Below are 22563 nucleotides of genomic sequence, written 5' to 3' on the forward strand. Positions count from 1 at the left end.
GTATGTAGAGACGCGATTAATCGCGTCTCTACATACCCCAACCCTATCCAACTAAAAATTTTTGTTATGGGTCGTTCTCTAAAAAAAGGTCCCTTTGTTGCAGACCATTTGCTGAAAAAAGTAGATAGGCTTAACGCTTCTAATAGAAAAGAAGTTATTAAAACTTGGTCGCGCGCTTCGACAATTCTGCCACAAATGGTTGGACATACAATTGCTGTACACAACGGTAGACAGCATGTGCCTGTGTTTGTAAGTGACCAAATGGTTGGTCATAAATTAGGCGAATTTGCTCCTACACGTACCTATCGTGGTCATGCTAAGAGCGATAAGAAAGGTGGGAGATAGAAGAAACTATGCCAAAAACTGAAGTTACTAGCCCAGAAGTCAAAGCTATCGCGCGCTTTGTACGCATGTCTCCTTTAAAAGTGCGACGTGTTCTCGACCAAATACGCGGACGCTCTTACCGCGAAGCTTTGGTAATTCTAGAGTTTATGCCTTATCGCTCGTGCGACCCTGTTTTAAAGTTATTGCGAAGTGCAGCAGCTAACGCTGAACATAACAATGGACTTAACCGTGCGGAACTAGTAATTACACAAGCTTTTGCTGACCAAGGTCCAGTTTTAAAGCGTTTTCAACCTAGAGCGCAAGGTCGAGCATATCAAATTCGCAAACCAACGTGTCATATAACTCTTGCTGTAGCTGCTGGTGCAGTTGCGGAATAAGAAATGAAATTCTACAGTAAGAAATTTTAGAGGAAGTATTTGTGGGACAGAAGATTCATCCAGTAGGTTTTCGCCTAGGGATTACACAAGAACATCAATCTCGTTGGTTTGCTGACCCCAGTCGTTACCCAGAGCTTCTGCAAGAAGATTATAAGCTTCGTAAATATATAGAAGAAAAACTGGGTAGATACGCACAAAACAACGCCGGAATTTCAGAAGTACGAATTGAGCGTAAAGCCGATCAAATTGACCTTGAAGTTCGTACAGCTAGACCTGGTGTTGTTGTTGGTCGTGGTGGTCAAGGTATTGATTCACTCAGAACCGGGTTACAACAACTTTTAGGCAGCAATCGTCAAATTCGTATCAACGTTGTTGAAGTACAGCGAGTTGACGCTAATGCTTTCTTAATTGCTGAGTATGTAGCACAACAACTCGAACGTCGGGTTTCGTTCCGTCGTGTAGTTCGCCAAGCGATTCAGCGCGCGCAACGTGCGGGTGTACAAGGTATCAAAATTCAAGTAAGCGGACGTCTCAACGGTGCTGAAATTGCACGTACAGAGGCTTCCCGTGAAGGTAGTGTGCCTTTACATACTTTACGTGCTGATATCGATTATTCTTATTGCACTGCGAAAACTATTTACGGAATCCTTGGTATCAAAGTTTGGGTATTTAAGGGAGAAATTATTCCTGGTCAAGAAGACCGCGAATTGCCCCCAGTAGCACGTGACCGTGGAGACCGCGACCAGCGTGGAGACCGCGACCAGCGTCGTCGTGGTGGTCAACGGCGCCGTCAACAGTTTGAAGACCGTTCAAATGAAGGATAAATAGATTTTGGATTGGGGATTTTGGATTTTGGATTGGGGATTTGTCTTGGACAATGAATAGATTTTGAATTAATTTAATCAAAATCTTTAACCCATAATATGAAGCCCAAAAACGATAACAAAGTCTTAGTTTTACTTATCTAATCTAAAATTCAAAATCTAAAATCTAAAATCTAAAATGTTTGGTACCCAATTATGTTAAGTCCAAGAAGAACTAAATTCCGCAAACAGCAACGCGGACGAATGAAAGGGTTGGCGTCACGTGGTAGCTCTTTGTCGTTTGGAGATTTTGCACTTCAAGCACAAGAGCCATGCTGGATTACTTCCCGACAAATCGAAGCTTCACGTCGTGCGATGACTCGTTATATTCGCCGGGGTGGTAAAATCTGGATTCGTATTTTCCCTGACAAACCTGTAACAATGCGTCCTGCTGAAACCCGGATGGGTTCTGGTAAGGGAAACCCAGAATTTTGGGTAGCTGTTGTGAAACCCGGTCGAATTTTGTTTGAAATTGCTGGTGTTAGTGAAGAAATTGCACGCGAAGCAATGCGTTTGGCATCATATAAACTGCCAATCAAAACAAAGTTTATTTCGCGTACTGAAATCGAACCATCTGTTGATATAGATGATAGCGAAGCAGTTACCTCAGAAGCAGTTGCAAATGAAGCAGTTGCCAGCGAGCCAGTTTTGAGTGAACAGGAGTAGGTAATGGCACTTTCCAAAGTTTCAGAAGCAAGAGAATTGAGCGACGAACAACTGTCAGAACAAATAACCGCAGTTAAAAAGCAGTTATTTCAGTTGCGTTTACAAAAAGCCACACGTCAGTTGGAAAAGCCTCACCAGTTTCGTCATGCTCGTCACCGTCTCTCGCAGTTGTTAACTGTAGAAAACGAGCGTAAACGTGAAGCAGCGAAACAAAGTTAGGAGACATTATGGCACTTAAAGAACGAGTTGGTTTAGTGGTTAGCGACAAAATGCAAAAGACGGTAGTTGTTGCCGTTGAAAACCGCGCTCCACATCCTAAGTACAAAAAGATTGTTGTGAAGACCAAGCGTTACAAAGCTCACGACGAAGAGAATCAGTGTAAAATTGGCGACCGTGTTCGCATTTCTGAAACTCGTCCTTTGAGCAAAACCAAACGCTGGAAAGTCACAGAAATCCTGAAATAAGACTATAAATGTAAATCGTGGTTTCACGGTTTCACAAGCTAAGGAGAACAAATCGTGATTCAGCAGCAAAGCTATTTAAATGTCGCAGATAACAGCGGCGCCCGTAAATTAATGTGTATCCGTGTATTGGGTGCAGGTAACAGTCGTTACGGTTTCATTGGCGACCGCATTATCGCCGTCGTTAAAGATGCTTCACCCAACATGGCAGTTAAAAAGTCTGATGTTGTTGAAGCAGTCATCGTTCGTACTCGTCATACTATCCGTAGAGATAGCGGCATGAGTATTCGTTTTGACGACAACGCCGCAGTCATCATTAACAAAGATGGAAATCCTAGAGGTACTCGCGTTTTTGGACCAGTAGCTCGCGAACTGCGTGATAAAAGCTTTACCAAAATTGTATCGCTGGCGCCGGAGGTTCTGTAATGGGTAAAACAAAAGAAAAACCCAAATTTCACAAGATGCACGTCAAAACAGGTGATACCGTTCAGGTAATCACAGGCAAAGACAAAGGTAAAGTTGGGGAAATAATGAAAGCATTTCCTCAAGACAGCGAAGTCATTGTTAAAGGCGTAAACATCAAAACAAAACACGTCAAACCCCAAGCAGAAGGGGAATCTGGACGTATTGTTACTCAAGAGTACCCCATTCACAGTTCCAACGTCATGCTTTACTCCACGAAGCAAAACGTCGCTAGTCGCGTTTGCTACACAGTAACAGCCGAAGGGAAAAAAGTGCGGATGCTCAAGAAAACCGGGGAAATTGTTGACAAATAGTTAGGAGGCGCGGAGTTAATTTATATATATTACTCAGCACGAGCGCACTCATTACTTTTTTCCTGACCAAGACCAGGGACTAATACGACCCTTCTAAGATTTATGGCAAATACACTCAAAACTACATATCAGGAAACAATTGTTCCTAAACTGATTAAACAGTTTGAATATACGAACGTTCACCAAGTTCCCAAGGTGATTAAAGTTACTGTTAACCGAGGAATGGGAGAGGCAGCGCAAAACGCAAAATCTCTCGAAGCTTCATTGGCTGAAATTGCTTTGATTACAGGACAAAAGCCAGTTGTCACGCGCGCTAAAAAAGCGATTGCGGGCTTCAAAATTCGTCAGGGAATGCCCGTTGGTATCATGGTTACATTACGTGGTGACCGGATGTACTCGTTCTTAGAACGATTCATCAATTTGACATTGCCACGTATCCGTGACTTTCGTGGTGTTAGTCCAAAAAGTTTTGACGGACGCGGTAATTATACACTCGGTGTTCGCGAACAATTGATATTCCCTGAAGTCGAATACGACAAAGTTGACCAAATTCGCGGGATGGATATTTCCATCATTACAACTGCGAAGAGCGACGAAGAAGGTCGCGCGTTGTTAAAAGAAATGGGTATGCCCTTTCGCGACCAGTAATTTAACCATTAGAGGGTAAAGATGGCGGCAAACGATACAGTTGCAGATATGCTCACGCGCATCCGCAATGCTAACATGGCGCGGCATCAAACTACAGAAGTGCCCGCAACCAGAATGACTCGCAGTATTGCAAAAGTTCTTCGTGAAGAAGGCTTTATTGGTGAGTATGAAGAGAAAGGTGAAGGTATCAAAACGAACTTAATAATTGCCTTGAAATACAAAGGCAAAAGTCGTCAACCTTTAATCACCGCTTTAAAAAGAGTTAGCAGACCCGGACTTCGCGTTTATTCAAACCGAAAAGACCTGCCACGAGTTTTAGGTGGTATCGGTATCGCAATTATTTCCACATCCAGTGGCATTATGACCGACCGTGAAGCACGTCGTCAAAATGTTGGTGGTGAAGTACTTTGCTACGTTTGGTAAAGAAAGGTAAACATTATGTCTCGAATTGGTAAACGTCCAATTACGGTTCCTGCCAAAGTTCAAATAACTTTGGATGGCGCCAAAATAGCTGTTAAAGGTCCTAAAGGCGAACTGTCTCGCGAATTGCCAGTTAACATTCAGGTTGTCCAAGATGGAGAAACACTTAATGTTAACCGTATAGATGATTCGCGCGTATCTCGCCAACTACACGGTTTGTGCCGAACACTTGTCGCCAACATGGTTGAAGGTGTCTCAACTGGTTTTCAACGGAAGTTGGAAATTCAAGGGGTTGGTTATCGTGCTGCTCTTTCCGGACGTAACTTGGTATTAAGCATGGGCTACAGTCACCAAGTACAAATACCACCACCAGAGGGTATCCAATTTGCAGTAGAAAATCCCACAAACGTTATAGTTAGCGGTTACGACAAAGAGATTGTTGGTAACACTGCTGCACGTATTCGCGCGGTTCGACCACCAGAACCTTACAAAGGTAAAGGTATTCGTTACGCCGGTGAGGTGGTTCTTCGTAAGGCTGGTAAGACTGGTAAGGGTAAGAAGTAAAATATGAAACTGACTCGCAAAGAATCGAAACAACGGCGCCATCGTCGTGTTCGTGGCAAAGTAAATGGTTCACCCGAACGTCCAAGATTATCAGTCTTCCGCTCGAACGACCATATATATGCCCAAGTTATTGATGATGCTGCTCAACATACTTTAGTCGCAGCTTCAACAGTGGAACCTGAAATTAAATCAAAAATCACTTCAGGTGGAAATTGCTCTGCTTCAACCGAAGTCGGTAGGCTAATTGCCCTGCGTGCTAAAGAAAAAGGTATTACCCAAGTTGTGTTTGACAGAGGTGGAAACCTTTATCACGGTCGCATTAAAGCTCTCGCCGACGCTGCGCGCGAAGCTGGTTTAAGTTTTTAAGGCAGTCGCAAACAACAAAACGAGAGAGTAATAAATATGGCTACAGGTGGTCGTCGTAAAACTAACAAAACGAAAAAAGAAGAAACCAATTGGCAAGAGCGGGTTATTCAAATTCGTCGCGTTAGCAAAGTTGTAAAAGGTGGTAAAAAACTCAGCTTCCGTGCCATTGTTGTTGTCGGCAACGAACGCGGTCAAGTTGGTGTTGGTGTTGGTAAAGCATCTGATGTAATTGGCGCCGTCAAAAAAGGTGTTGCTGATGGCAAAAAGCACCTAGTTGAAGTTCCAATGAACAAGGCTAACTCTATACCTCACCCAATTAATGGAGTTGGTGGTAGTGCAAAAGTTCTCATGCGTCCAGCATCACCTGGTACAGGTGTAATTGCAGGTGGCGCCGTGCGTACTGTTTTGGAACTAGCCGGAATCCGCAATATATTGGCAAAACAACTTGGCTCGAACAATCCTTTAAATAATGCACGCGCCGCAGTTAATGCACTCTCGACTCTACGTACTTTCTCGGAAGTAGCAGAAGATAGAGGTGTTCCAATCGAAAATCTCTATGCTCAGTAGTAGATAGGTTTTAGTGTAATTAAGGACTAAGTATAAAGTCATGAGACTTAATGATTTAAAGCCGCAAGTCGGCTCGAAACAGCGTCCGCGCCGTCTAGGTCGCGGTATTTCTGCCGGACAAGGCGCCAGTTCAGGTAAGGGGATGCGCGGTCAAAATGCGCGTTCTGGTGGTGGTACCCGTCCAGGTTTTGAAGGTGGTCAACAACCTTTATACCGTCGTTTACCGAAATTGAAGGGTTTTCCCCTCGCTCCGCGCAAAGAATACACTACGATTAATGTAGAAAAGCTAGCATCGCTCCCCGCAAATACAGAGGTAACTTTGGAATCGCTAAAAGAAGTTGGGATTCTCACAAGTGGTAAAGCACCTTTGAAAATTTTGGGTAACGGAGAGTTAGGTGTTGCGCTTCAAGTTAAAGCCGCAGCCTTTACAGGTTCGGCACGCAGCAAAATTGAGGCTGCTGGTGGGAGCTGCGAAGTTATAGGGTGAGAAGAAGCGCCCACTTGATGCTCTCGCAAACTCTCAAATGTAGGCGCCTCCGTTCGTTCTCTAGGTAACACCCGCTATGATTAGTCGAGATAAACCCCCAACCGCTCAAGAAACTTTTATGCAAATGGCGCAAGCAGCCGGACTAAGAGGTCGGCTGCTTGTCACGGTCGGTATTCTCATGTTGATTCGCCTTGGTATTCATTTACCAATTCCAGGAATTAATCGTGCAGAATTTGCCCGTGCCGTTGCCAGTAATAATGAGATATTAAGCTTTTTGGATATCTTTTCGGGTGGCGGACTTTCGGCGTTGGGAATCTTTGCTTTAGGGATTCTGCCCTATATTAATGCTTCGATTATTATCCAACTTTTGACTGCCGCCATTCCATCTTTAGAAAATTTACAGAAAAACGAAGGTGAAGCAGGTAGACGCAAACTGTCTCAATATACACGTTACGTGTCATTGGGATGGGGGATTGTACAAAGTGTTTTCCTCGCGTCATTCTGGTTGAGACCGTATGCTTACAACTTTGGCCCTTTATTTGTCGCCCAAACTGCAATTGCATTAGTGGCTGGTTCAATGTTCGTAATGTGGGCTTCTGAGGTAATTACAGAACGTGGAGTTGGAAATGGCGCCTCTTTGTTGATTTTTGTCAACATTGTGTCAACGCTGCCAAAATCATTAGGCGACACAATTCAATTTGTTGAATCTGGTGGTCGTGAAATTGTCGGTCGCGTCATTGTATTATTACTGCTGTTCTTAGTAACAATCGTCGGTATCGTCTTCGTACAAGAAGGTGTTCGACGTATTCCCATTATTTCAGCACGGCGCCAAGTTGGTCGTAGGGTTTTAGCAGAACAACGCAGCTACTTACCTTTACGCCTTAACCAAGGTGGTGTTATGCCCATCATTTTCGCTGCGGCAATTCTCAGTTTGCCTTTATTAATAGCTAACTTTACTAAAAATGCTGAGTTATCAAATATCGTCAATACATATTTGAGTCCTGGTGGCAGTGGTTCTTGGGTTTATGCGCTCGTTTACCTTGTATCGATTGTTTTCTTTAGTTATTTCTATTCCTCATTAATTGTTAACCCAGTTGATGTGTCACAGAACTTAAAGAAAATGGGTTCAAGTATTCCTGGTATTCGTCCAGGTAAAGCTACAAGCGAGTACATTGAGCGTGTATTAAATCGACTAACCTTTTTGGGTGCTATCTTTTTAGGCTTGATTGCGATTATTCCGACTGCAATTGAGCGCGCGCTAGGAGTTCCAACCTTTAAGGGATTGGGTGCTACTTCGTTATTAATTCTGGTTGGCGTAGCAATTGATACTGCTAAACAAGTACAAACCTACGTCATCTCTCAGCGCTATGAAGGAATGGTGAAACAATAGTGACGCGACTTATCTTCTTGGGACCGCCCGGAGCTGGTAAAGGGACGCAAGCGAAAGCGTTAGCTGACCACTGGCAAATTCCCCACATTTCGACGGGTGACATTTTACGTCAAGCATTAAAAGACCAAACTCCTTTAGGAATCAAAGCTAAAGGTTATATGGACAGGGGTGAGTTAGTGCCCGACCAGTTAGTACAAGACATGGTGGAGGAACGCTTAACTCAAGCTGATACCAAACATGGCTGGATTCTTGATGGTTTTCCTCGAACTGTTCAACAAGCTGGTTTTTTAGAAGCTTTGCTTGATAGGTTAGACCATCATGGAGAAAAGGTTGTTAATCTTGACGTTCCTGACGAAATTGTTATTGGGCGCCTGCTTGAGCGAGGACGTAAAGATGATACCGAATCTGTAATACGGCGCCGTCTTGAAGTTTATCGAGAAGAAACAGCTCCTTTAATTGACTACTACACAGGCAAACAGCAACTAGTAATAGTCAATGGCAACCAGTCCCTAGAAGAAGTCACTGTTGAAATTGGTCAAGCTATTAGCTGTTAGCTGTTAGCTGTTAGCTGTTAGCCAACGGCTAACCGCTAACCGCTAACCCCAACCGAAGCTGCCAGTTCTTGATTAAATAAGATATATTAATAAACTGTTAGTGTATTTGACAAAATCTATGTGCTTGTAGTATAGACGATACAGCAAGCCATTTTAAAAAATCCAACTTACGCTCGAAAAAGCGCAAAAATTAATTGATTGGAAAGAGGAAAGCAACTTGTCTAAACAAGACCTAATAGAAATGGAAGGGACGGTAACAGAGTCATTGCCCAACGCGATGTTTCGTGTTGACCTGGACAATGGTTTTAACGTCCTTGCTCACATTTCCGGCAAAATTCGCCGTAATTACATCAAAATTCTACCTGGTGACCGAGTCAAAGTGGAGCTTACTCCCTATGACTTAACGAAGGGTCGAATCACCTATCGATTGAGGAAAAAGTAGATTATGTAGAGGATTTTACCACAACAAAAAATTTTTGGGGTAATATCTACTCTAAAAACAGAATTTTTTTCTTAAAAATGGTATAATTTAACATTTGGAGTTAAAGAGCGAAACATGAAAGTTAGAGCTTCAGTCAAGCGGATTTGCGAAAAGTGCAACGTCATAAAGCGTCGCGGTCGCGTCATGGTAATTTGTGTAAACCCCAAGCACAAGCAACGTCAAGGTTAAGACCTCAAGTGCAACCGCGCATTTTCTTTTCACTAAGTACATAGTATCAGCTGTCTAAAAGTACAGCGCAAAAAACAACGCAATCAATGGGAGATATTCATAGTGGCACGTATTGCCGGAGTAGACCTTCCGCGTGACAAGCGGATTGAAATTGGTCTGACTTATATTTTTGGAATTGGTCTATCGCGGGCACAAGCGATATTGTCCGCAACTGGTGTTAATCCTGACACACGAGTTAAAGACTTAAGTGATGCTGATGTCACAGCATTACGGGGTGAAGTTGAAAGCAATTACCAAGTAGAAGGTGATTTGCGGCGCCTCGAAGCAATGAACATCAAGCGCTTAGTCGATATTGGCACCTACAGAGGGCGCCGTCACCGGATGGGACTACCAGTAAGGGGACAAAGAACTCGGACGAACGCTCGGACTCGACGCGGTAGACGTCAGACAGTAGCTGGTAAGAAGAAAGCACCAGGTAAATAAATTTCATCGCTTGCTCCATAGCAAGTTATACGCTTACTCAAACGAATTAATATGGCGCGTCAAACACCTAAAAAAGCCGGGAGCAAGAAAGCAAAACGTAACGTTCCCAACGGAGTTGCTTACATTCAATCGACTTTCAACAATAGTATTGTGACTATTGCCGACCAAAACGGCGATGTCATATCGTGGGCAAGTGCAGGATCTAGCGGGTTTAAAGGAGCGAAAAAAGGTACTCCCTTTGCAGCTCAAACCGCAGCAGAAAGTGCAGCACGCCGAGCAATTGACTCTGGTATGCGTCAAGTAGAAGTAATGGTTTCGGGTCCTGGAGCTGGTCGTGAAACAGCGATTCGAGCATTACAAGGAGCAGGACTAGAAATAACATTGATTCGCGATATCACTCCTATACCCCACAATGGTTGTCGTCCTCCTAAGCGGCGCCGTGTATAGAGATAGTAGTAAATTGGGTTAAAACCCTAAGAAGAGCGTTTTTGAAGTTCTCCTCACTCGCTGTCTTTGGCCGCAAATTAATTCGTATCGTCCACGCTCACCCGTAATACGAACTTCAGGTTCGTAATTCAGCGAATTGAGCCAGAACTGGGCAACGTTTGTCAAAGAAAGAACTAGCAATTTTTACGCAGTTGCGAATTCAGGACTGTTATACAAGGGAGGCTGCTCCGTGGCGCAATTTCAAATTGAATGTGTAGAGTCCAATACAGAAGAAACTCGGAGCCATTACAGTAAGTTTGTCTTAGAACCTTTAGAAAGAGGTCAAGGAACAACTGTTGGTAACGCCCTTAGACGAGTATTACTCTCTAACTTAGAGGGTACGGCGGTTACTGCGGTACGAATTGCGGGCGTTACACATGAGTTTGCCACCGTTCCAGGTGTGCGGGAAGACGTTCTTGAAATCCTAATGCGGATGAAAGAAGTTATCCTCAAAAGCTATTCCTCTCAACCTCAAATCGGTCGCTTGCTTGTTACTGGCCCAGCAAACGTCACTTCAGCGCATTTTGATTTACCTAGTGAAGTTGAAGTGATTGACCAAACTCAGTATGTCGCTACTCTTGCAGAAGGCGCCAAACTGGAAATGGAGTTTCGGATTGAAAAGGGCAAGGGTTATCGTACAGTCGAACGTGGTCGTGAAGAAGCGACATCGTTAGATTTTTTACAGATAGACTCTGTATTTATGCCAGTACGGAAAGTTAACTATAGTGTTGAAGAAACACGCGGTGAAAGCAACATACCCAAAGACAGACTTTTATTAGAAGTTTGGACAAACGGTAGTCTTAGCCCACAAGAAGCTTTATCTTCAGCAGCAAGTATATTAGTGGATTTATTTAATCCATTAAAAGACTTCACTTACACTGAGCAAGATACAGGTATCGCTGAAGACTTAGACCCAACCGCACAAATTCCTATCGAAGAGTTACAACTTTCTGTACGCGCTTACAACTGTTTGAAGCGTGCCCAAGTCAACTCTGTAGCTGACTTATTGGATTATACTCAAGAAGACCTCTTAGAAATAAAGAATTTCGGTCAAAAGTCTGCTGAAGAAGTCGTAGAAGCTTTGCAGCGACGTTTGGGTATTACTCTACCTCAAGAGCGGGGTTCAAAGCATAGCTAGTAACTAAGGTAAATCTGAAGAATTAATAGTTAATAGTTATTTGCATATGATTGGTAGTTATTAGGTGCAAAGGGTAATAGTAGAAGCGTAAAAAATAGCGATTTACTATTACCCCTTACCTGGTACCCACTCAAATCAGCCGCTGATTCTTGTATCAATTCCATTCTATTTTTCATGCGTCAATTATTATGCGTCACCGTTGTCGAGTTAAACAACTAAGCAAACCAGCAGACCAGCGTCGTGCCCTTTTGCGCGCGCTCACAACCGAAGTAATTCGTCACGGTCGAATTACTACTACTTTAGTTCGTGCCAAAGTTGTACGAGCCGAAGTTGACAAAATGATTACCTTAGCAAAAGACGGTTCATTATCTAGTAGGCGCCAAGCACTTGGTTATATATATGATAAAGACCTCGTGCAAGCTTTATTCGAGCAGGCGCCAAAACGGTATGAAAATCGTAACGGTGGTTACACCCGTGTTTTGCGTACCGTACCACGTCGTGGCGACAATTCCCAAATGGCAATTATTGAATTAGTATAATAGTTCTGATTCAATGTTAACATCCCAACCCATAGATTTGCAGAGAATTGCCATAGTAATTCAATACCTTGGCACTAATTTTCATGGGTGGCAAAGGCAAGCACAACACCGTACCGTACAAGAAGAAATTGAGAAAGCGATTGCGAGTATTGTGGGTTCACATATTAACTTGCATGGTGCCGGACGTACTGACAGTGGTGTTCATGCAGCAGCACAAGTAGCACATTTTGATGTTGCAAGTCCGCTGCCACCACATAAATGGGCGCCTGTTCTCAACACTTACTTACCGAAAGATATATTGATAAGAGCCTCAATCGAAGTTGATAGCACATGGCATTCACGTTTTAGCGCATCGTACCGACGTTATCGTTATACGCTTTATACTGAAGCACGCCCAAATTTGTTTATCCAACCCTTTTGCTGGCATTATTATCAGGCGCCACTTGATGAATCATTAATCGAGACAGCACTAGAACCTTTGGTAGGAAAACATGACTTAAGTGCTTTTCGACGTGCCAATTCAAAGCGAGCTAACTCAATAGTGGAAGTGCAAGCCGCACAATGTAATCGCGACGGTGCGTTTCTAAATATAGAAATACAAGCAGACGGCTTTTTGTACGGAATGGTGCGGTTAATTGTAGGGATGTTGGTACAGGTAGGAACAAAAGAAAGAACAGTTTCAAACTTCACAAATCTTTGGAAGAACCAACTCCGAGAACAAGTGAAACATTCGGCGCCTGCACAAGGCTTATGCTTATTGCGAGTAGGCTATCCAGACTTTGCAGTTCCAAAAGAAATTTGGTACGACACGCAGCCGAAATTTGTATTTGGGGAATAGGAGATAATAAACCAATTCTCAACAAACAAAGGAAATAAAAAGATGACAGCCCAAAAAACATATCTTCCGCCAGTTAATACCCTTGAGGGTGACTGGTATGTAGTAGATGCTAAAGACCAACGTCTTGGTCGTTTAGCTAGCGAAATTGCAATGATTCTTAGAGGCAAAAATAAGCCTACTTTTACTCCTCATTTAGATACAGGTGACTTTGTAATTGTAGTTAACGCCGAAAAAGTTGCAGTAACAGGTAAAAAGCGCTCACAAAAGCTTTACCGTCGCCACTCTGGGCGCCCAGGTGGGATGAAAACAGAAACCTTTGCTAAACTTGTTGAACGTATACCCGAACGGATTATCGAACAAGCGGTTAAGGGTATGCTCCCCAAAAATAGCCTTGGAAAAAGTCTATTTACAAAGCTTAAAGTTTACGCAGGTCCAACCCACCCTCATACCGCTCAAAAACCTAAAGAATTAATAATCAATACAATTCCAGGAGCAGAAGGTTAATGCAAGCCACCGAAACCAGCGGTCGCGCGATGTACTTTGGTACAGGGCGCCGTAAATCAGCAGTAGCGAGAGTACGTCTCGTTCCAGGAACAGGAAAACTAGTTGTTAACGGCAAAGAGGGAGATTTATACTTCCAATTCAACGCCAACTACCTAGGTATCATTAAAGCCCCCCTAGAAACACTAGGTATGGAAAATGACTACGACATCTTAGTGAAAGCCGAAGGTGGTGGTCTTACAGGTCAATCAGACGCAGTACGTTTAGGCGTAGCGCGCGCATTGTGCCAACTAGACCCAGGCAACCGTCCTCCACTTAAAACCGAAGGTTACTTAACCCGTGACCCACGTGCCAAAGAGCGTAAAAAATACGGTTTACACAAAGCTCGCAAAGCTCCTCAATACTCGAAACGATAAAATTTTGGATTTTGGATTTTGGATTTTAGATTACTAATCCAAAATCGCAAATCTAAAATCTAAAATTAAAACTGTTATAATTTATATAGATTAACCACAACAGGAAAATGGCAAAAGACGGAATTCACCCTGAGTGGTATCCAGAAGCGAAAGTGTATTGCAACGGAAAAGTTGTAATGACAGTAGGCTCCACCAAACCCGAATTACATGTAGACGTTTGGTCTGGAAACCACCCCTTTTACACAGGAACTCAGAAGATTATTGACACCGAAGGTCGCGTAGAGCGCTTCCTCCGTAAGTACGGTATGTTCGACCAATCAGCCGCAGCTAAAGAAGAAGACCAGAAGTAGCTGGTTAGCTTTGCTTTGAACGACCCCGCACAGAGAAGTGCCGGGTCGATTTTGTGTTCTTTGCAATTGAGCTAACCAACTTATTTTTGAAGGAGCGTGAGGCACGCAATTATGGCTGAACAATATTTGCTGGAGAAATTAAAATCTGTCGAACAAACTTTTAACGAGTTGACTCGGCGCCTAGGAGACCCAGATACTGCAAGAGACCAAGACGAGTATCAACAGATAGCCAAGGCACGGTCAGGTTTAGAAGAAGTAGTAAACACCTACGAAACTTGGAAACAAGCTACCGACGACTTAGTTGGAGCGCGTCAAATATATAAAGAGTCAGCGAGTGACCCAGAAATGCAAGAAATGGCAGGACTGGAAGTAAAAGAACTCGAAGAAAAAATTGAGTATCTAGAGAACCGCTTAAAATTACTACTACTACCACGCGACCCTAACGATGATAAAAACATCATGTTAGAAATTCGTGCAGGTACTGGAGGTGACGAAGCCAGTATTTGGGCTGGAGACTTAATGCGGATGTATACTCGTTATGCTCAAACCCAAGGTTGGAAAGTTTCGTTAATGAGTGAATCATTAGGAGACATGGGTGGATGGAAAGAAGTAATTCTAGAAATCAAAGGCGACGACGTATATAGCCAATTAAAATTTGAGGCAGGAGTACATCGAGTCCAGCGTGTCCCCCTCACCGAAGCAGGTGGAAGAGTACATACATCAACAGCGACAGTAGCAATAATGCCAGAAGTCGATGATGTAGAAGTACATATCGACCCCAAAGACATCGAAATGAAAACCGCGCGTTCGGGTGGTGCAGGTGGACAAAACGTCAACAAAGTAGAAACTGCTGCTGACTTATTACACAAACCAACAGGTATAAGAATCTTCTGTACAGAAGAACGAAGCCAGTTACAAAACAAAGAACGAGCAATGCAAATCTTGCGCGCAAAATTGTATGAAATGAAACTGCAAGAACAACAAGCAGCCATCACTTCAGCAAGGCGCCTGCAAGTAGGAACAGGCGCCCGTTCCGAAAAAATCCGCACATACAACTACAAAGACAACCGCGTCACCGACCATCGTCTCAACCAAAACTTCTCCTTAACCCCAGTTCTCGAAGGCGACCTAGAAACAGTAGTACAGTCTTGTATCTCCCAAGACCAACAAGACCAACTAGCCGAACTAGCCGCCAACGCCGGCAACAACTAATAATTGTGGAACAGGCATCCCTTGCCTGTTCTATTATTATTTTGTAGGTTGGCTCCGCTTACGCGCAACCCAACATTCCCAATATTTCATACAACACATAACCCGCATCAGGTTGCAAACCCAATGCTAATAGCCAAAGTCCTCTAAAAGAGGACTGAATAAAAAAGTAAATCTTGAATTCTGTCATGCTGAGGTACGTTAACGCAGTTTTCCCGAAGGGTAGCATCTCTAGAATTTTCGTTTAGTTAATTTTAGCTTGGTTTTTAACTGCGAAATTTTAGAAAACTTACACACTAACTAGCCTTAACCTCTTCACCCAAAGTAATCGCCGCATCTGCAAATCTTTCAGCAGTAGCTTTGGCAATAACAGCCACCTCCGATAAAGGCATCACCTTTATTTGTTTAATAATTTGGTTGACATCTGAAGTCTCGGATTGCGGTTTAACACCAAGATAATTCAAAAGTTCTTCAATCGTATAACCTGCTCTATCAGCAATATTGGCTAAATTCTCAATATCTGGTACAGATTCTCCTTTTTCCCACGCCTGCACCGTGGTGTAAGAAACACCCAAAAGGGTAGCAAAAGACCTTTGACTCATCGAAGCGCGAGCCTTCTTTGCTATTTCACCTAGTTTCTTTCTAGCTTCTGAATTCACTGCTTTAGTTTTATTGCAAGCTCACTAATTTAGTTCTAGCGTCTGTTTTACAAATTGTAAATTTTTTCTTGACAAACGTAGTTACACTTATGATAGTGTATACCTGTCAATGACTGCTTATAAGCTGCCAATTTTGCGAAAGTTAAGTAGACAGCTTTATTCTAGCCTGGAAAGCATCTTTTCTTGAAGCCTTGCGGTCAAATTAAATTGGATGGTGCATTATGGCTCGCAATCTACGTCACCGAAACAGCCGTTCACGTCGAAGCTTAATTTCAGCAAACAAAATTACGCCACATGTCTGGCGCCTAAATTTATTCTTAAATATACATTTAAAATCGGTTATAGTTTGACTTTTAAGATAGTGTCATTTTATTGAGTAGCTGGGCATAAACATCATCTTCAGTATTATCCCACACTGCATCAAGTGAGGCTTGGCTTGTTTGAAGCCAAAAATCAGTTTCATCATCAGGTAAAAGTATAACTAGCACTTTTGCCCCTTCAAGAAGCTCTGTTGATTCTAACAATTCGATTTTTCCTTGTCGAACAGTAGCCCAGACTGTTTTTAGCATTTTCACTTTGTATTAACAGCAATACTTTATATTTTATCTTTGCTGATTTACTATTTCTCTATTTATCCAATACAAGCAACTTCGCGGCGAACAGTTTGTTTGTAACTTTCTAGCGCGGTTAGCTCACATGTACAGTTTTCTACTGTGTTGTTGATTGCTTCTTGTATTTCCCAAGGGTAAGGGTAATGAGTATATTCGTACTCAATTAGTTCGCTCAAGCGTTGTAACTCTCTAGTGTTTCCACAGTTGTAAACTAATCTTTCAACGGCTTGTTGCCAGCGTGCAAATATTCGATAGCTGAAAAAGCCACTGCACACCCCACCATTTTTATCCCAGTATGAAATACTTATTTGGTGCTTGAGGTAAGAGATTTTCTTGATTTTTTTTGCGTTGTAGCCTTGAGCGTTAAGCGCTTCGATTATATTGGCTTCGCTCAGGCGCCAAACATGTGGTGTAATTTTATTAGCTGCGATTAAGCTTTGAACCTTTTTGTTTTGAGCTTTATAGTAACTTTGCCTTACTCGCTTACGCATGATGCACCCCATCTATATAGTTATAGTCTCAGCAGCGAATTACATCAATAATTTTTTAATGACAAGCTTAATTGTAATTTACACGTTGCAAGCAAGATTGTCAATATACAACGAAACTTTTTGTGATTGCTTACTAAACTAAATCTGTAAATGCTCTCTTAGTAACCACAGCAGTGAATATCGAAAGCAGGGAAAAATTGATTGAAATTATCAGGCAAGCTCGTGGTTCTATGAGTCAAAGAGCCTTTGGTAAGCTTTTGGGTGTTTCTGCGACTGCTGTACAGTTGTGGGAAAAGGGCGTGAACGTGCCTGATACAGAGTATTTAGCGAAAATTGCACCCAGAGCTGGCTATACTCTCGAAGAGTTGCTTAACTGTTTGGAAGGCAAACCTGTACAAGAAGCTTCTGATTTAAGTTTGATTTTGAGGCAAATTAATCATATGCCTTTATCTCAAGTTGCTCAGATTGTTCAGGCGGGCGCCAGTCGCTTGGCTGCTGCTGTAGAATCTTTAGAGGAACCAAAAGCTAGTTAGCAGTATAAATAATTGCAAGAATATTACAGCAGTGGATTTAGAAGCGCGGAAGAAATTGGGTGAAGTGGTAAAAACGGCTCGTGATTCCATGAGCCAACGAGCATTTGCAAAATTACTGGGCGTATCTTATACAACTGTACAGTTGTGGGAAAAAGGTGAGTCAATTCCAGATGTTCTCAATCTGGCGAACATTGCCGACAGGGCAGGTTATACGATTGAGGAGCTTTTAAATTATTTAGGTATTAAGCCGCAATCTAATTCTTCTGATTTAAACCAGATTGTTAAGCAAATCAAGGTAATGCCATTATCTGATGTGGCGGTTATTGGTCGTGTAGTTATGGATAGACTTGCTTCTTCGATTGAGGTAGCGGGTTCGGAGGTTAAAGCCAGTGGTTGATGTCAAAAGTTTTGGTGGGTAGAAATATTAGCAACGGATGATGAACGGATGTAGCGGATAAATAATTTTAGATAATCAGACTTTGCTTGTATTGAATAAATCATCCGTTACATCCGTTGTATCCGTTGCCAGTGTTGGCGCCTGATAGATAATGTTTTATTGTTGTGTGTTGGGTTACGCAGAGCCTACCCTGCGGGAAAACTCCGTTTACACCCAACCTACAGTGTCCTAAGTAACATGAGTATTGTTTTTAACTGAAAAGCGGCTATATTACTTGAATTTGCACTGGTCTATTGTAAAAGCAAGTAATATATTACACTGTGTTTTTATCGAACTTTAGCTTTAAAGTACAGTAGAACAAGTATTCTTTTTTCGTGTTTTTAAAGTACGATAGTACTAAACTAGATTCATCATAAATTAATGGCTTATATAGTACGTACCAACTATGATGTGAAAGTAGGAACTCATTTGGCTTTGCAAAAAGGTGTGGCGAAGCGAGGTGTATTTGAGGCGCCTTCTAATTACAATGTTTATACAGCAAACCAGGCTCCAGCAAAACCGTTTTTGAAATGGGCAGGAGGGAAGGGTCAGCTTCTGGAACAAATAAGCACCTATTTGCCACAAGACTTGTTAAATGGTTCAATCAAAAGGTATGTTGAGCCGTTTGTGGGAGGAGGGGCAATGTTTTTCTATCTTGCTTCTTCGGGTTATCAGTCGAGCATCGATGAGTTTTTTATTTATGATGTTAATCCTGAATTGATAATTGCCTATAAAACTATTAAGTTTGATGTGTATGCGTTGATTGATGCGTTATCAAAGATTCAATCTAAGTATTGGTCTATGTCTGATATTGAAAAAAACCAGTATTTTTATCATGTGCGGCAATTATTTAATTCAAAGCGGAGAAGTATTGATTTTAATGTATTTAGTAGTAATTGGGTAGAGCGTGCGGCTCAGATTATTTTTTTGAACCGTACTTGTTTTAATGGCTTGTTTAGAGTTAATTCTAGAGGTGAGTTTAATGTTCCTTGCGGTAAGTATAAAAAGCCTTTGATTTGCAATGTGGATAATTTGAAGGCTATTTCTTTAGTGCTGCAAAAAACTCGTATTGAGTTAGGAGATTTTACGAAGTGTAAAGATTTTGTTGATGATAAGACTTTTGTATATTTTGACCCACCTTACCGACCCATAAGTAGTACCGCTAATTTTACTGGTTATTCTCAAAATATATGGCATGATAGTGAGCAGTTAAGGTTGAGGAACTTTTTTGCTGAGTTGGATGGTAAAGGCGCCGAGCTGTTATTAAGTAATTCAGACCCTAAAAATGAGGATGTTAATGATAATTTTTTTGAAGATGCTTATAATGCCTATAGAATTGAGCGAGTAAGAGCTGCGCGGAGGATTAATTGTAATGCTTCTAAGCGTGGTCAGATTAATGAGTTACTAATTATGAATTATTAAGCTTGTAGTAAGCACTGAAGTGCTTATTACGAGGTCGTTCGCAGGTAGGTATGAAAAATAGTCAGGTATTTCATGATTTTTTGGGAAGTGCTGCTACCAAAGATGTGTTTAAGCATTTGAAAAATACTTTGACTGACTCTATCACAATATGGGACTATTTTGTCAATTGGCAAAAAGTCCTATCAAATTTTAAAAGCGTTGAAATTCATTTGAATACTCTTAATTATTTAATCGGGAAAAATAATATAGAGCAAGAATTTAGAGAACTATTACAAACTTATCCAGGCATTTACAGCGCAATTCCAATTTTAATAGCTTGTCGAACGAAAAATTTTAGAATTCTAACTAGCTTTGCAGAAGGAGATTTTCAATATAAAGGGTTTAATTTTAGTAATCAGAGTCTTTTATTTCCAGAAAATATTAATGCCGCAGTAGAATTTGTCAGAGAAACTGGTGTGCTGGAACTATTTGAAAACCGTACTATTAAAAGTATTCCAGATTATGTATTAGGAATTGAGGTAGGACTCGATAGTAACGGTAGGAAAAATCGTGCTGGGGATACGATGGAAATTATCGTTGAAGAGTTAGTAAAGTCTATTTGTAACGCGAGTAATTTTACATACATTAAACAAGCTACTGCTGAGAAGATTTTGGCTGAATGGGATATTGTAGTGGAAGTAGATAAATCAAGCAGGAGATTTGATTTTGTAATTAATAATAGTAAACAAATTTATTTAATTGAAGTCAATTTCTATGGTGGTGGTGGTTCTAAGTTGAAAGCCACCGCAGGTGAATATAAGGGTTTGTATGATTTTTTAACGGCACAAAATCACAAATTTATTTGGATTACTGATGGTTTGGGTTGGAAGAGTACTTTAAAACCTTTGGAAGAAACTTTTAATTATATTGATTATACATTAAATTTGAATATGGCTTCTAGTGGGTTACTTGCTGAAATTATTAGACAACAACTTTAGTTCTTCAACTGCCTTTATCTGTGTAGGTTGATGTTTTATCTGAAGCGCGGTTTTCATTGCCTCGTTAAAGACTAAAAAAGCTTCCTCTTTATACACAGTCCCCGCAGTGGCTAATGCTTTTGCTAATTCTCGTAGTTCCTTCGTCTTGAAAACTGGAGAATCTTTAACTTGCTTCAAAACTTCTTTGGCTTCATGATAGTGTCCTGCACGTGCGAAAAATGACGCTAAATATTTCAATGCTTCGATGCGCGCTTCCGAATCTTCGTCAATTAAATATGCAACTTTCTTTGCCTCATCTAAAATAGCTGTATTTTGCCATAAGTTATGTTGAAGTGATTTGTGTATATTCAGTAAAGCTACAAATTTGGTAATTTCTAAACTGGTCGCAAAGGAAGTAGAAGCAAGTGGAGTATTTAGCCTAACGTTATTAATCATGCCTTAACCAGCAATAAAGTGTGTAAAATCAGGGAAAAATTTAAAAAACTTTTTGCTTCCCTAATTAACATATAGGTGCTGGCGAAGAGAAATTATGCAAGCTCATTCAATCGTAAGGTGCGTGAAAGCAGTTTAATCTTGTGTTACGTTGCTTCATCCTAATGGCTTTCACGCACCCTACCTCTATCCGTTACATCCGTTATAATCCGTTGCGAATTACTCTGCTGCAATACCAGTGGTAGATAGCACTGGATAGTTTTCTTGGGGATCAAACAGAGGCGCCTTTTGAACATCCCGATAAGCAAAGTCATCATCACCACGTCCAATAGCAAACTGTAATGAGTTGATAAGAGTTTTGCTTGATAACGTTAGGAAAATTATAACTCCTGAGAAAGTTAAGGCGCCTGCAATACCAAACATATTATGATAACCAACTTGTTCGGCAATCGAACCTCCAAGGGGTCCAGCAATTGCAATACCCAAGTCAAACCCCACTACACATAGAGCAAAAATTCGTCCGCGCTCTTGGGGTAATGAACGGTCGGCTATAACTACATCCATTGTCGAAAGGAATGTACCACCCCCGGCGCCTTCAAGTATTGCCGACATCACAAAAGAAAAATCGTTGTTTGCTTGCCATAGTAGTAACATTGAGAGCGTATAAGCAATTAAACCAAGCGTTACAAATATACCTCTACCAATTCGGTCACTACCACTGCTAGTAAAAAACCGCGATACTAAACTCGACACTGCTGCAATTGTATAAAACAAACCGCAATCGAAGTTAACATGTATAGATTTAATAAATAATGGAATAAAAGTATTCAACGTACCCACTGCTAACCCAATTAGTAACATAGTTAGCGCTGGAACCCGCACCCTTGGACTTTTGTAAATTTGCCAAATACTTTCGGCGCCATTATCTTCACTCAAATCTTGCGATACAGGAAAGTTTTCGATTGGCAGTACAAATAAAAGCGAGAGTAAACCTAAAATAGCAGTAGTATTAAATAATAATGTGTAACTAGCATTTTCTTGGATATAAGTACCAATTGCTGGGCCAAGTGCTAAACCAGTTGCCCCAGTCAAAGTCATATAACCCAAAACTTCACCGCGATTTTCTGCCGGAGCTATATCAGAAACTAGTGCTGCGTATGCTGTAGTAAAAGCTGCAATACTAATCCCATGAAACGCGCGTAGTGCAATTAGCCCAGGTATTGATGTAAATATTTGATAACCCAATGGTGCAATAGCTGCAACACTTGCACCAATAATCAAAACAATTTTACGGCTACGTCGGTCTGCTAGTTCTCCCAACTGAGGACGAAATATTAACAACCCAACAGCAAAGCTAGCCATAACAATACCAACTTGCTGTTTAGAACCGCCCAAATCCTCTATATAAAGAGGAAGCGTTGATAGCAACGCCCCAATACTAGACCAAAATAATAAACCTGCTGCGAATAAAATCAGCATGTAATTACGTATCTTGGTATCCAAGCGTAGAAGTACTTCCAATTGTTTTATCCTATTGATTTATATTACGTGTAACTGTGGAGATATATCCAAGCTTCCACACTTTTAATACCATTACCTTCGCATACTGATACAAACTCACGTTTCAGAAGCCCTACGGAATCTAGGCGCCTGTACAAGGTTTATATATTACATGTACTATAGATAATAGTATAGTACGGTACTAGCCAAGTAAAAATACTTATGGCTTTACCTAGCAGCGATTTACGAACTTCAAACGATGCAATTAGTTATATAGTACGATTTCTCGCCTCTAAAAAGACTAATACTTTTTGTAGATTCTTCAAACTACTTGAATCGACGCATTTTATATAAAGTATAGCCACAAGGGCAGAAGACAAAATACTGA

36 protein-coding genes and 1 pseudogene are annotated in these 22563 nt (G+C 41.4%); 32 read left to right on the forward strand and 5 right to left on the reverse strand.

Annotation, left to right across the window (positions count from 1 at the left end):
* Nucleotides 1-66 precede the first annotated feature (66 nt).
* The 27 genes and pseudogenes from rpsS (at nt 67) to prfA (ending at nt 15117) form a co-directional block, all read left to right on the forward strand.
* The gene (rpsS, locus tag DSM106972_RS31330; RefSeq protein ID WP_019492002.1) at nt 67-345 is read left to right on the forward strand and encodes a 30S ribosomal protein S19; all 279 of its coding nucleotides are present in this window, start codon (nt 67-69) and stop codon (nt 343-345) included.
* Nucleotides 346-353: 8 nt separating this feature from the next.
* Nucleotides 354-722: a 50S ribosomal protein L22 gene (gene rplV, locus DSM106972_RS31335; RefSeq protein ID WP_019492001.1), complete on the forward strand. Its 369-nt coding sequence runs from the start codon at nt 354-356 to the stop codon at nt 720-722.
* A 41-nt stretch (nt 723-763) separates the two neighbouring features.
* Nucleotides 764-1546, forward strand: coding sequence for a 30S ribosomal protein S3 (rpsC, locus tag DSM106972_RS31340; protein ID WP_019492000.1), 783 nt, complete (start codon nt 764-766; stop codon nt 1544-1546).
* A gap of 195 nt (nt 1547-1741) precedes the next feature.
* A pseudogene (gene rplP, locus DSM106972_RS31345) lies at nt 1742-2149 on the forward strand (50S ribosomal protein L16); the annotation flags it as partial.
* A gap of 105 nt (nt 2150-2254) precedes the next feature.
* The gene (rpmC, locus tag DSM106972_RS31350) at nt 2255-2470 is read left to right on the forward strand and encodes a 50S ribosomal protein L29 (protein WP_019491998.1); all 216 of its coding nucleotides are present in this window, start codon (nt 2255-2257) and stop codon (nt 2468-2470) included.
* A gap of 8 nt (nt 2471-2478) precedes the next feature.
* Nucleotides 2479-2715: a 30S ribosomal protein S17 gene (gene rpsQ, locus DSM106972_RS31355; RefSeq protein WP_019491997.1), complete on the forward strand. Its 237-nt coding sequence runs from the start codon at nt 2479-2481 to the stop codon at nt 2713-2715.
* A gap of 54 nt (nt 2716-2769) precedes the next feature.
* Nucleotides 2770-3138 (forward strand): 50S ribosomal protein L14, encoded by a 369-nt coding sequence (gene rplN, locus DSM106972_RS31360; RefSeq protein ID WP_019491996.1) that lies wholly within the window; start codon nt 2770-2772, stop codon nt 3136-3138.
* Nucleotides 3138-3488 carry a 50S ribosomal protein L24 gene (gene rplX / locus DSM106972_RS31365; RefSeq protein WP_127084369.1) on the forward strand — a complete coding sequence of 117 codons (351 nt, stop codon included), beginning with the start codon at nt 3138-3140 and terminating at the stop codon, nt 3486-3488. Before rplN ends, rplX begins: the two co-directional genes overlap by 1 nt.
* Nucleotides 3489-3590: 102 nt before the next feature.
* Nucleotides 3591-4136, forward strand: coding sequence for a 50S ribosomal protein L5 (gene rplE, locus DSM106972_RS31370; RefSeq protein ID WP_127084370.1), 546 nt, complete (start codon nt 3591-3593; stop codon nt 4134-4136).
* Between the two features lie 21 nt (nt 4137-4157).
* Nucleotides 4158-4559 (forward strand): 30S ribosomal protein S8, encoded by a 402-nt coding sequence (rpsH, locus tag DSM106972_RS31375; RefSeq protein WP_127084371.1) that lies wholly within the window; start codon nt 4158-4160, stop codon nt 4557-4559.
* Between the two features lie 15 nt (nt 4560-4574).
* On the forward strand, nt 4575-5120 hold the full coding sequence (gene rplF, locus DSM106972_RS31380) for a 50S ribosomal protein L6 (RefSeq protein WP_127084372.1): 546 nt from the start codon (nt 4575-4577) through the stop codon (nt 5118-5120).
* Between the two features lie 3 nt (nt 5121-5123).
* On the forward strand, nt 5124-5486 hold the full coding sequence (gene rplR / locus DSM106972_RS31385; RefSeq protein ID WP_127084373.1) for a 50S ribosomal protein L18: 363 nt from the start codon (nt 5124-5126) through the stop codon (nt 5484-5486).
* Between the two features lie 36 nt (nt 5487-5522).
* Nucleotides 5523-6053 carry a 30S ribosomal protein S5 gene (gene rpsE, locus DSM106972_RS31390; RefSeq protein WP_073620794.1) on the forward strand — a complete coding sequence of 177 codons (531 nt, stop codon included), beginning with the start codon at nt 5523-5525 and terminating at the stop codon, nt 6051-6053.
* 40 nt (nt 6054-6093) lie between these two features.
* Entirely contained in the window at nt 6094-6540 is a 447-nt protein-coding gene (rplO, locus tag DSM106972_RS31395) for a 50S ribosomal protein L15 (RefSeq protein WP_127084374.1), read from the forward strand.
* 76 nt (nt 6541-6616) lie between these two features.
* Nucleotides 6617-7930, forward strand: coding sequence for a preprotein translocase subunit SecY (secY, locus tag DSM106972_RS31400; protein ID WP_127084375.1), 1314 nt, complete (start codon nt 6617-6619; stop codon nt 7928-7930).
* Complete coding sequence (locus DSM106972_RS31405) at nt 7930-8484, forward strand: adenylate kinase (RefSeq protein WP_127084376.1); 555 nt, start codon at nt 7930-7932, stop codon at nt 8482-8484. The genes secY and DSM106972_RS31405 overlap by 1 nt, the downstream gene beginning before the upstream one ends.
* A 217-nt stretch (nt 8485-8701) precedes the next feature.
* Nucleotides 8702-8926 (forward strand): translation initiation factor IF-1, encoded by a 225-nt coding sequence (gene infA / locus DSM106972_RS31410; RefSeq protein WP_006276978.1) that lies wholly within the window; start codon nt 8702-8704, stop codon nt 8924-8926.
* Nucleotides 8927-9040: 114 nt separating this feature from the next.
* Nucleotides 9041-9154, forward strand: a complete 114-nt coding sequence (rpmJ, locus tag DSM106972_RS31415) for a 50S ribosomal protein L36 (RefSeq protein WP_015200862.1) — start codon at nt 9041-9043, stop codon at nt 9152-9154.
* Between the two features lie 102 nt (nt 9155-9256).
* Entirely contained in the window at nt 9257-9637 is a 381-nt protein-coding gene (gene rpsM / locus DSM106972_RS31420) for a 30S ribosomal protein S13 (RefSeq protein WP_019491986.1), read from the forward strand.
* Nucleotides 9638-9688: 51 nt separating this feature from the next.
* The gene (gene rpsK, locus DSM106972_RS31425) at nt 9689-10084 is read left to right on the forward strand and encodes a 30S ribosomal protein S11 (protein ID WP_019491985.1); all 396 of its coding nucleotides are present in this window, start codon (nt 9689-9691) and stop codon (nt 10082-10084) included.
* Between the two features lie 229 nt (nt 10085-10313).
* Nucleotides 10314-11261 carry a DNA-directed RNA polymerase subunit alpha gene (locus DSM106972_RS31430; protein WP_019491984.1) on the forward strand — a complete coding sequence of 316 codons (948 nt, stop codon included), beginning with the start codon at nt 10314-10316 and terminating at the stop codon, nt 11259-11261.
* A 188-nt stretch (nt 11262-11449) separates the two neighbouring features.
* Entirely contained in the window at nt 11450-11800 is a 351-nt protein-coding gene (gene rplQ, locus DSM106972_RS31435; protein WP_127084377.1) for a 50S ribosomal protein L17, read from the forward strand.
* 13 nt (nt 11801-11813) lie between these two features.
* Nucleotides 11814-12638 (forward strand): tRNA pseudouridine(38-40) synthase TruA, encoded by an 825-nt coding sequence (truA, locus tag DSM106972_RS31440; protein WP_127084378.1) that lies wholly within the window; start codon nt 11814-11816, stop codon nt 12636-12638.
* A gap of 42 nt (nt 12639-12680) precedes the next feature.
* Nucleotides 12681-13142, forward strand: a complete 462-nt coding sequence (gene rplM / locus DSM106972_RS31445) for a 50S ribosomal protein L13 (RefSeq protein ID WP_127084379.1) — start codon at nt 12681-12683, stop codon at nt 13140-13142.
* Nucleotides 13142-13555 carry a 30S ribosomal protein S9 gene (rpsI, locus tag DSM106972_RS31450; protein WP_073620788.1) on the forward strand — a complete coding sequence of 138 codons (414 nt, stop codon included), beginning with the start codon at nt 13142-13144 and terminating at the stop codon, nt 13553-13555. Before rplM ends, rpsI begins: the two co-directional genes overlap by 1 nt.
* A gap of 107 nt (nt 13556-13662) precedes the next feature.
* The gene (rpmE, locus tag DSM106972_RS31455; protein ID WP_019491979.1) at nt 13663-13905 is read left to right on the forward strand and encodes a 50S ribosomal protein L31; all 243 of its coding nucleotides are present in this window, start codon (nt 13663-13665) and stop codon (nt 13903-13905) included.
* 111 nt (nt 13906-14016) lie between these two features.
* Nucleotides 14017-15117 carry a peptide chain release factor 1 gene (gene prfA / locus DSM106972_RS31460; protein ID WP_127084380.1) on the forward strand — a complete coding sequence of 367 codons (1101 nt, stop codon included), beginning with the start codon at nt 14017-14019 and terminating at the stop codon, nt 15115-15117.
* 293 nt (nt 15118-15410) lie between these two features.
* Here the strand turns inward: prfA and DSM106972_RS31465 are convergent, their stop codons facing one another.
* A complete protein-coding gene (locus DSM106972_RS31465) occupies nt 15411-15773 on the reverse strand; it encodes a helix-turn-helix domain-containing protein (protein WP_127084381.1) in 363 nt (120 codons plus the stop codon).
* A gap of 221 nt (nt 15774-15994) precedes the next feature.
* Between DSM106972_RS31465 and DSM106972_RS55045 the strand changes: the two genes are divergently transcribed.
* Entirely contained in the window at nt 15995-16123 is a 129-nt protein-coding gene (locus DSM106972_RS55045; RefSeq protein ID WP_267901181.1) for a hypothetical protein, read from the forward strand.
* 3 nt (nt 16124-16126) lie between these two features.
* Here DSM106972_RS55045 and DSM106972_RS31470 read toward each other — a convergent pair whose 3' ends face one another.
* Both DSM106972_RS31470 and DSM106972_RS31475 read right to left on the reverse strand, forming a co-directional pair.
* Nucleotides 16127-16342 (reverse strand): hypothetical protein, encoded by a 216-nt coding sequence (locus tag DSM106972_RS31470; RefSeq protein ID WP_127084382.1) that lies wholly within the window; start codon nt 16340-16342, stop codon nt 16127-16129.
* Nucleotides 16343-16404: 62 nt separating this feature from the next.
* Nucleotides 16405-16875, reverse strand: coding sequence for a hypothetical protein (locus DSM106972_RS31475; protein WP_127084383.1), 471 nt, complete (start codon nt 16873-16875; stop codon nt 16405-16407).
* Nucleotides 16876-17048: 173 nt separating this feature from the next.
* Between DSM106972_RS31475 and DSM106972_RS31480 the strand changes: the two genes are divergently transcribed.
* The 4 genes from DSM106972_RS31480 to DSM106972_RS31495 all read left to right on the forward strand — a co-directional run bounded on the left by DSM106972_RS31480 (nt 17049) and on the right by DSM106972_RS31495 (nt 20243).
* A complete protein-coding gene (locus tag DSM106972_RS31480; RefSeq protein WP_127084384.1) occupies nt 17049-17408 on the forward strand; it encodes a helix-turn-helix transcriptional regulator in 360 nt (119 codons plus the stop codon).
* Nucleotides 17409-17439: 31 nt separating this feature from the next.
* Nucleotides 17440-17805, forward strand: coding sequence for a helix-turn-helix domain-containing protein (locus DSM106972_RS31485; protein WP_127084385.1), 366 nt, complete (start codon nt 17440-17442; stop codon nt 17803-17805).
* Nucleotides 17806-18225: 420 nt separating this feature from the next.
* On the forward strand, nt 18226-19266 hold the full coding sequence (locus DSM106972_RS31490; protein WP_201800808.1) for a DNA adenine methylase: 1041 nt from the start codon (nt 18226-18228) through the stop codon (nt 19264-19266).
* 50 nt (nt 19267-19316) lie between these two features.
* Nucleotides 19317-20243 carry a type II restriction endonuclease gene (locus DSM106972_RS31495; RefSeq protein ID WP_127084386.1) on the forward strand — a complete coding sequence of 309 codons (927 nt, stop codon included), beginning with the start codon at nt 19317-19319 and terminating at the stop codon, nt 20241-20243.
* Here DSM106972_RS31495 and DSM106972_RS31500 read toward each other — a convergent pair.
* Together DSM106972_RS31500 and DSM106972_RS31505 are read right to left on the reverse strand one after the other, a co-directional pair.
* Nucleotides 20211-20678 (reverse strand): hypothetical protein, encoded by a 468-nt coding sequence (locus DSM106972_RS31500; RefSeq protein WP_127084387.1) that lies wholly within the window; start codon nt 20676-20678, stop codon nt 20211-20213. The genes DSM106972_RS31495 and DSM106972_RS31500 overlap by 33 nt on opposite strands.
* A gap of 216 nt (nt 20679-20894) precedes the next feature.
* The gene (locus DSM106972_RS31505) at nt 20895-22196 is read right to left on the reverse strand and encodes an MFS transporter (RefSeq protein ID WP_127084388.1); all 1302 of its coding nucleotides are present in this window, start codon (nt 22194-22196) and stop codon (nt 20895-20897) included.
* Nucleotides 22197-22563: the final 367 nt, after the last annotated feature.

Source organism: Dulcicalothrix desertica PCC 7102 (assembly GCF_003991905.1).
Lineage (GTDB): Bacteria > Cyanobacteriota > Cyanobacteriia > Cyanobacteriales > Nostocaceae > Dulcicalothrix > Dulcicalothrix desertica.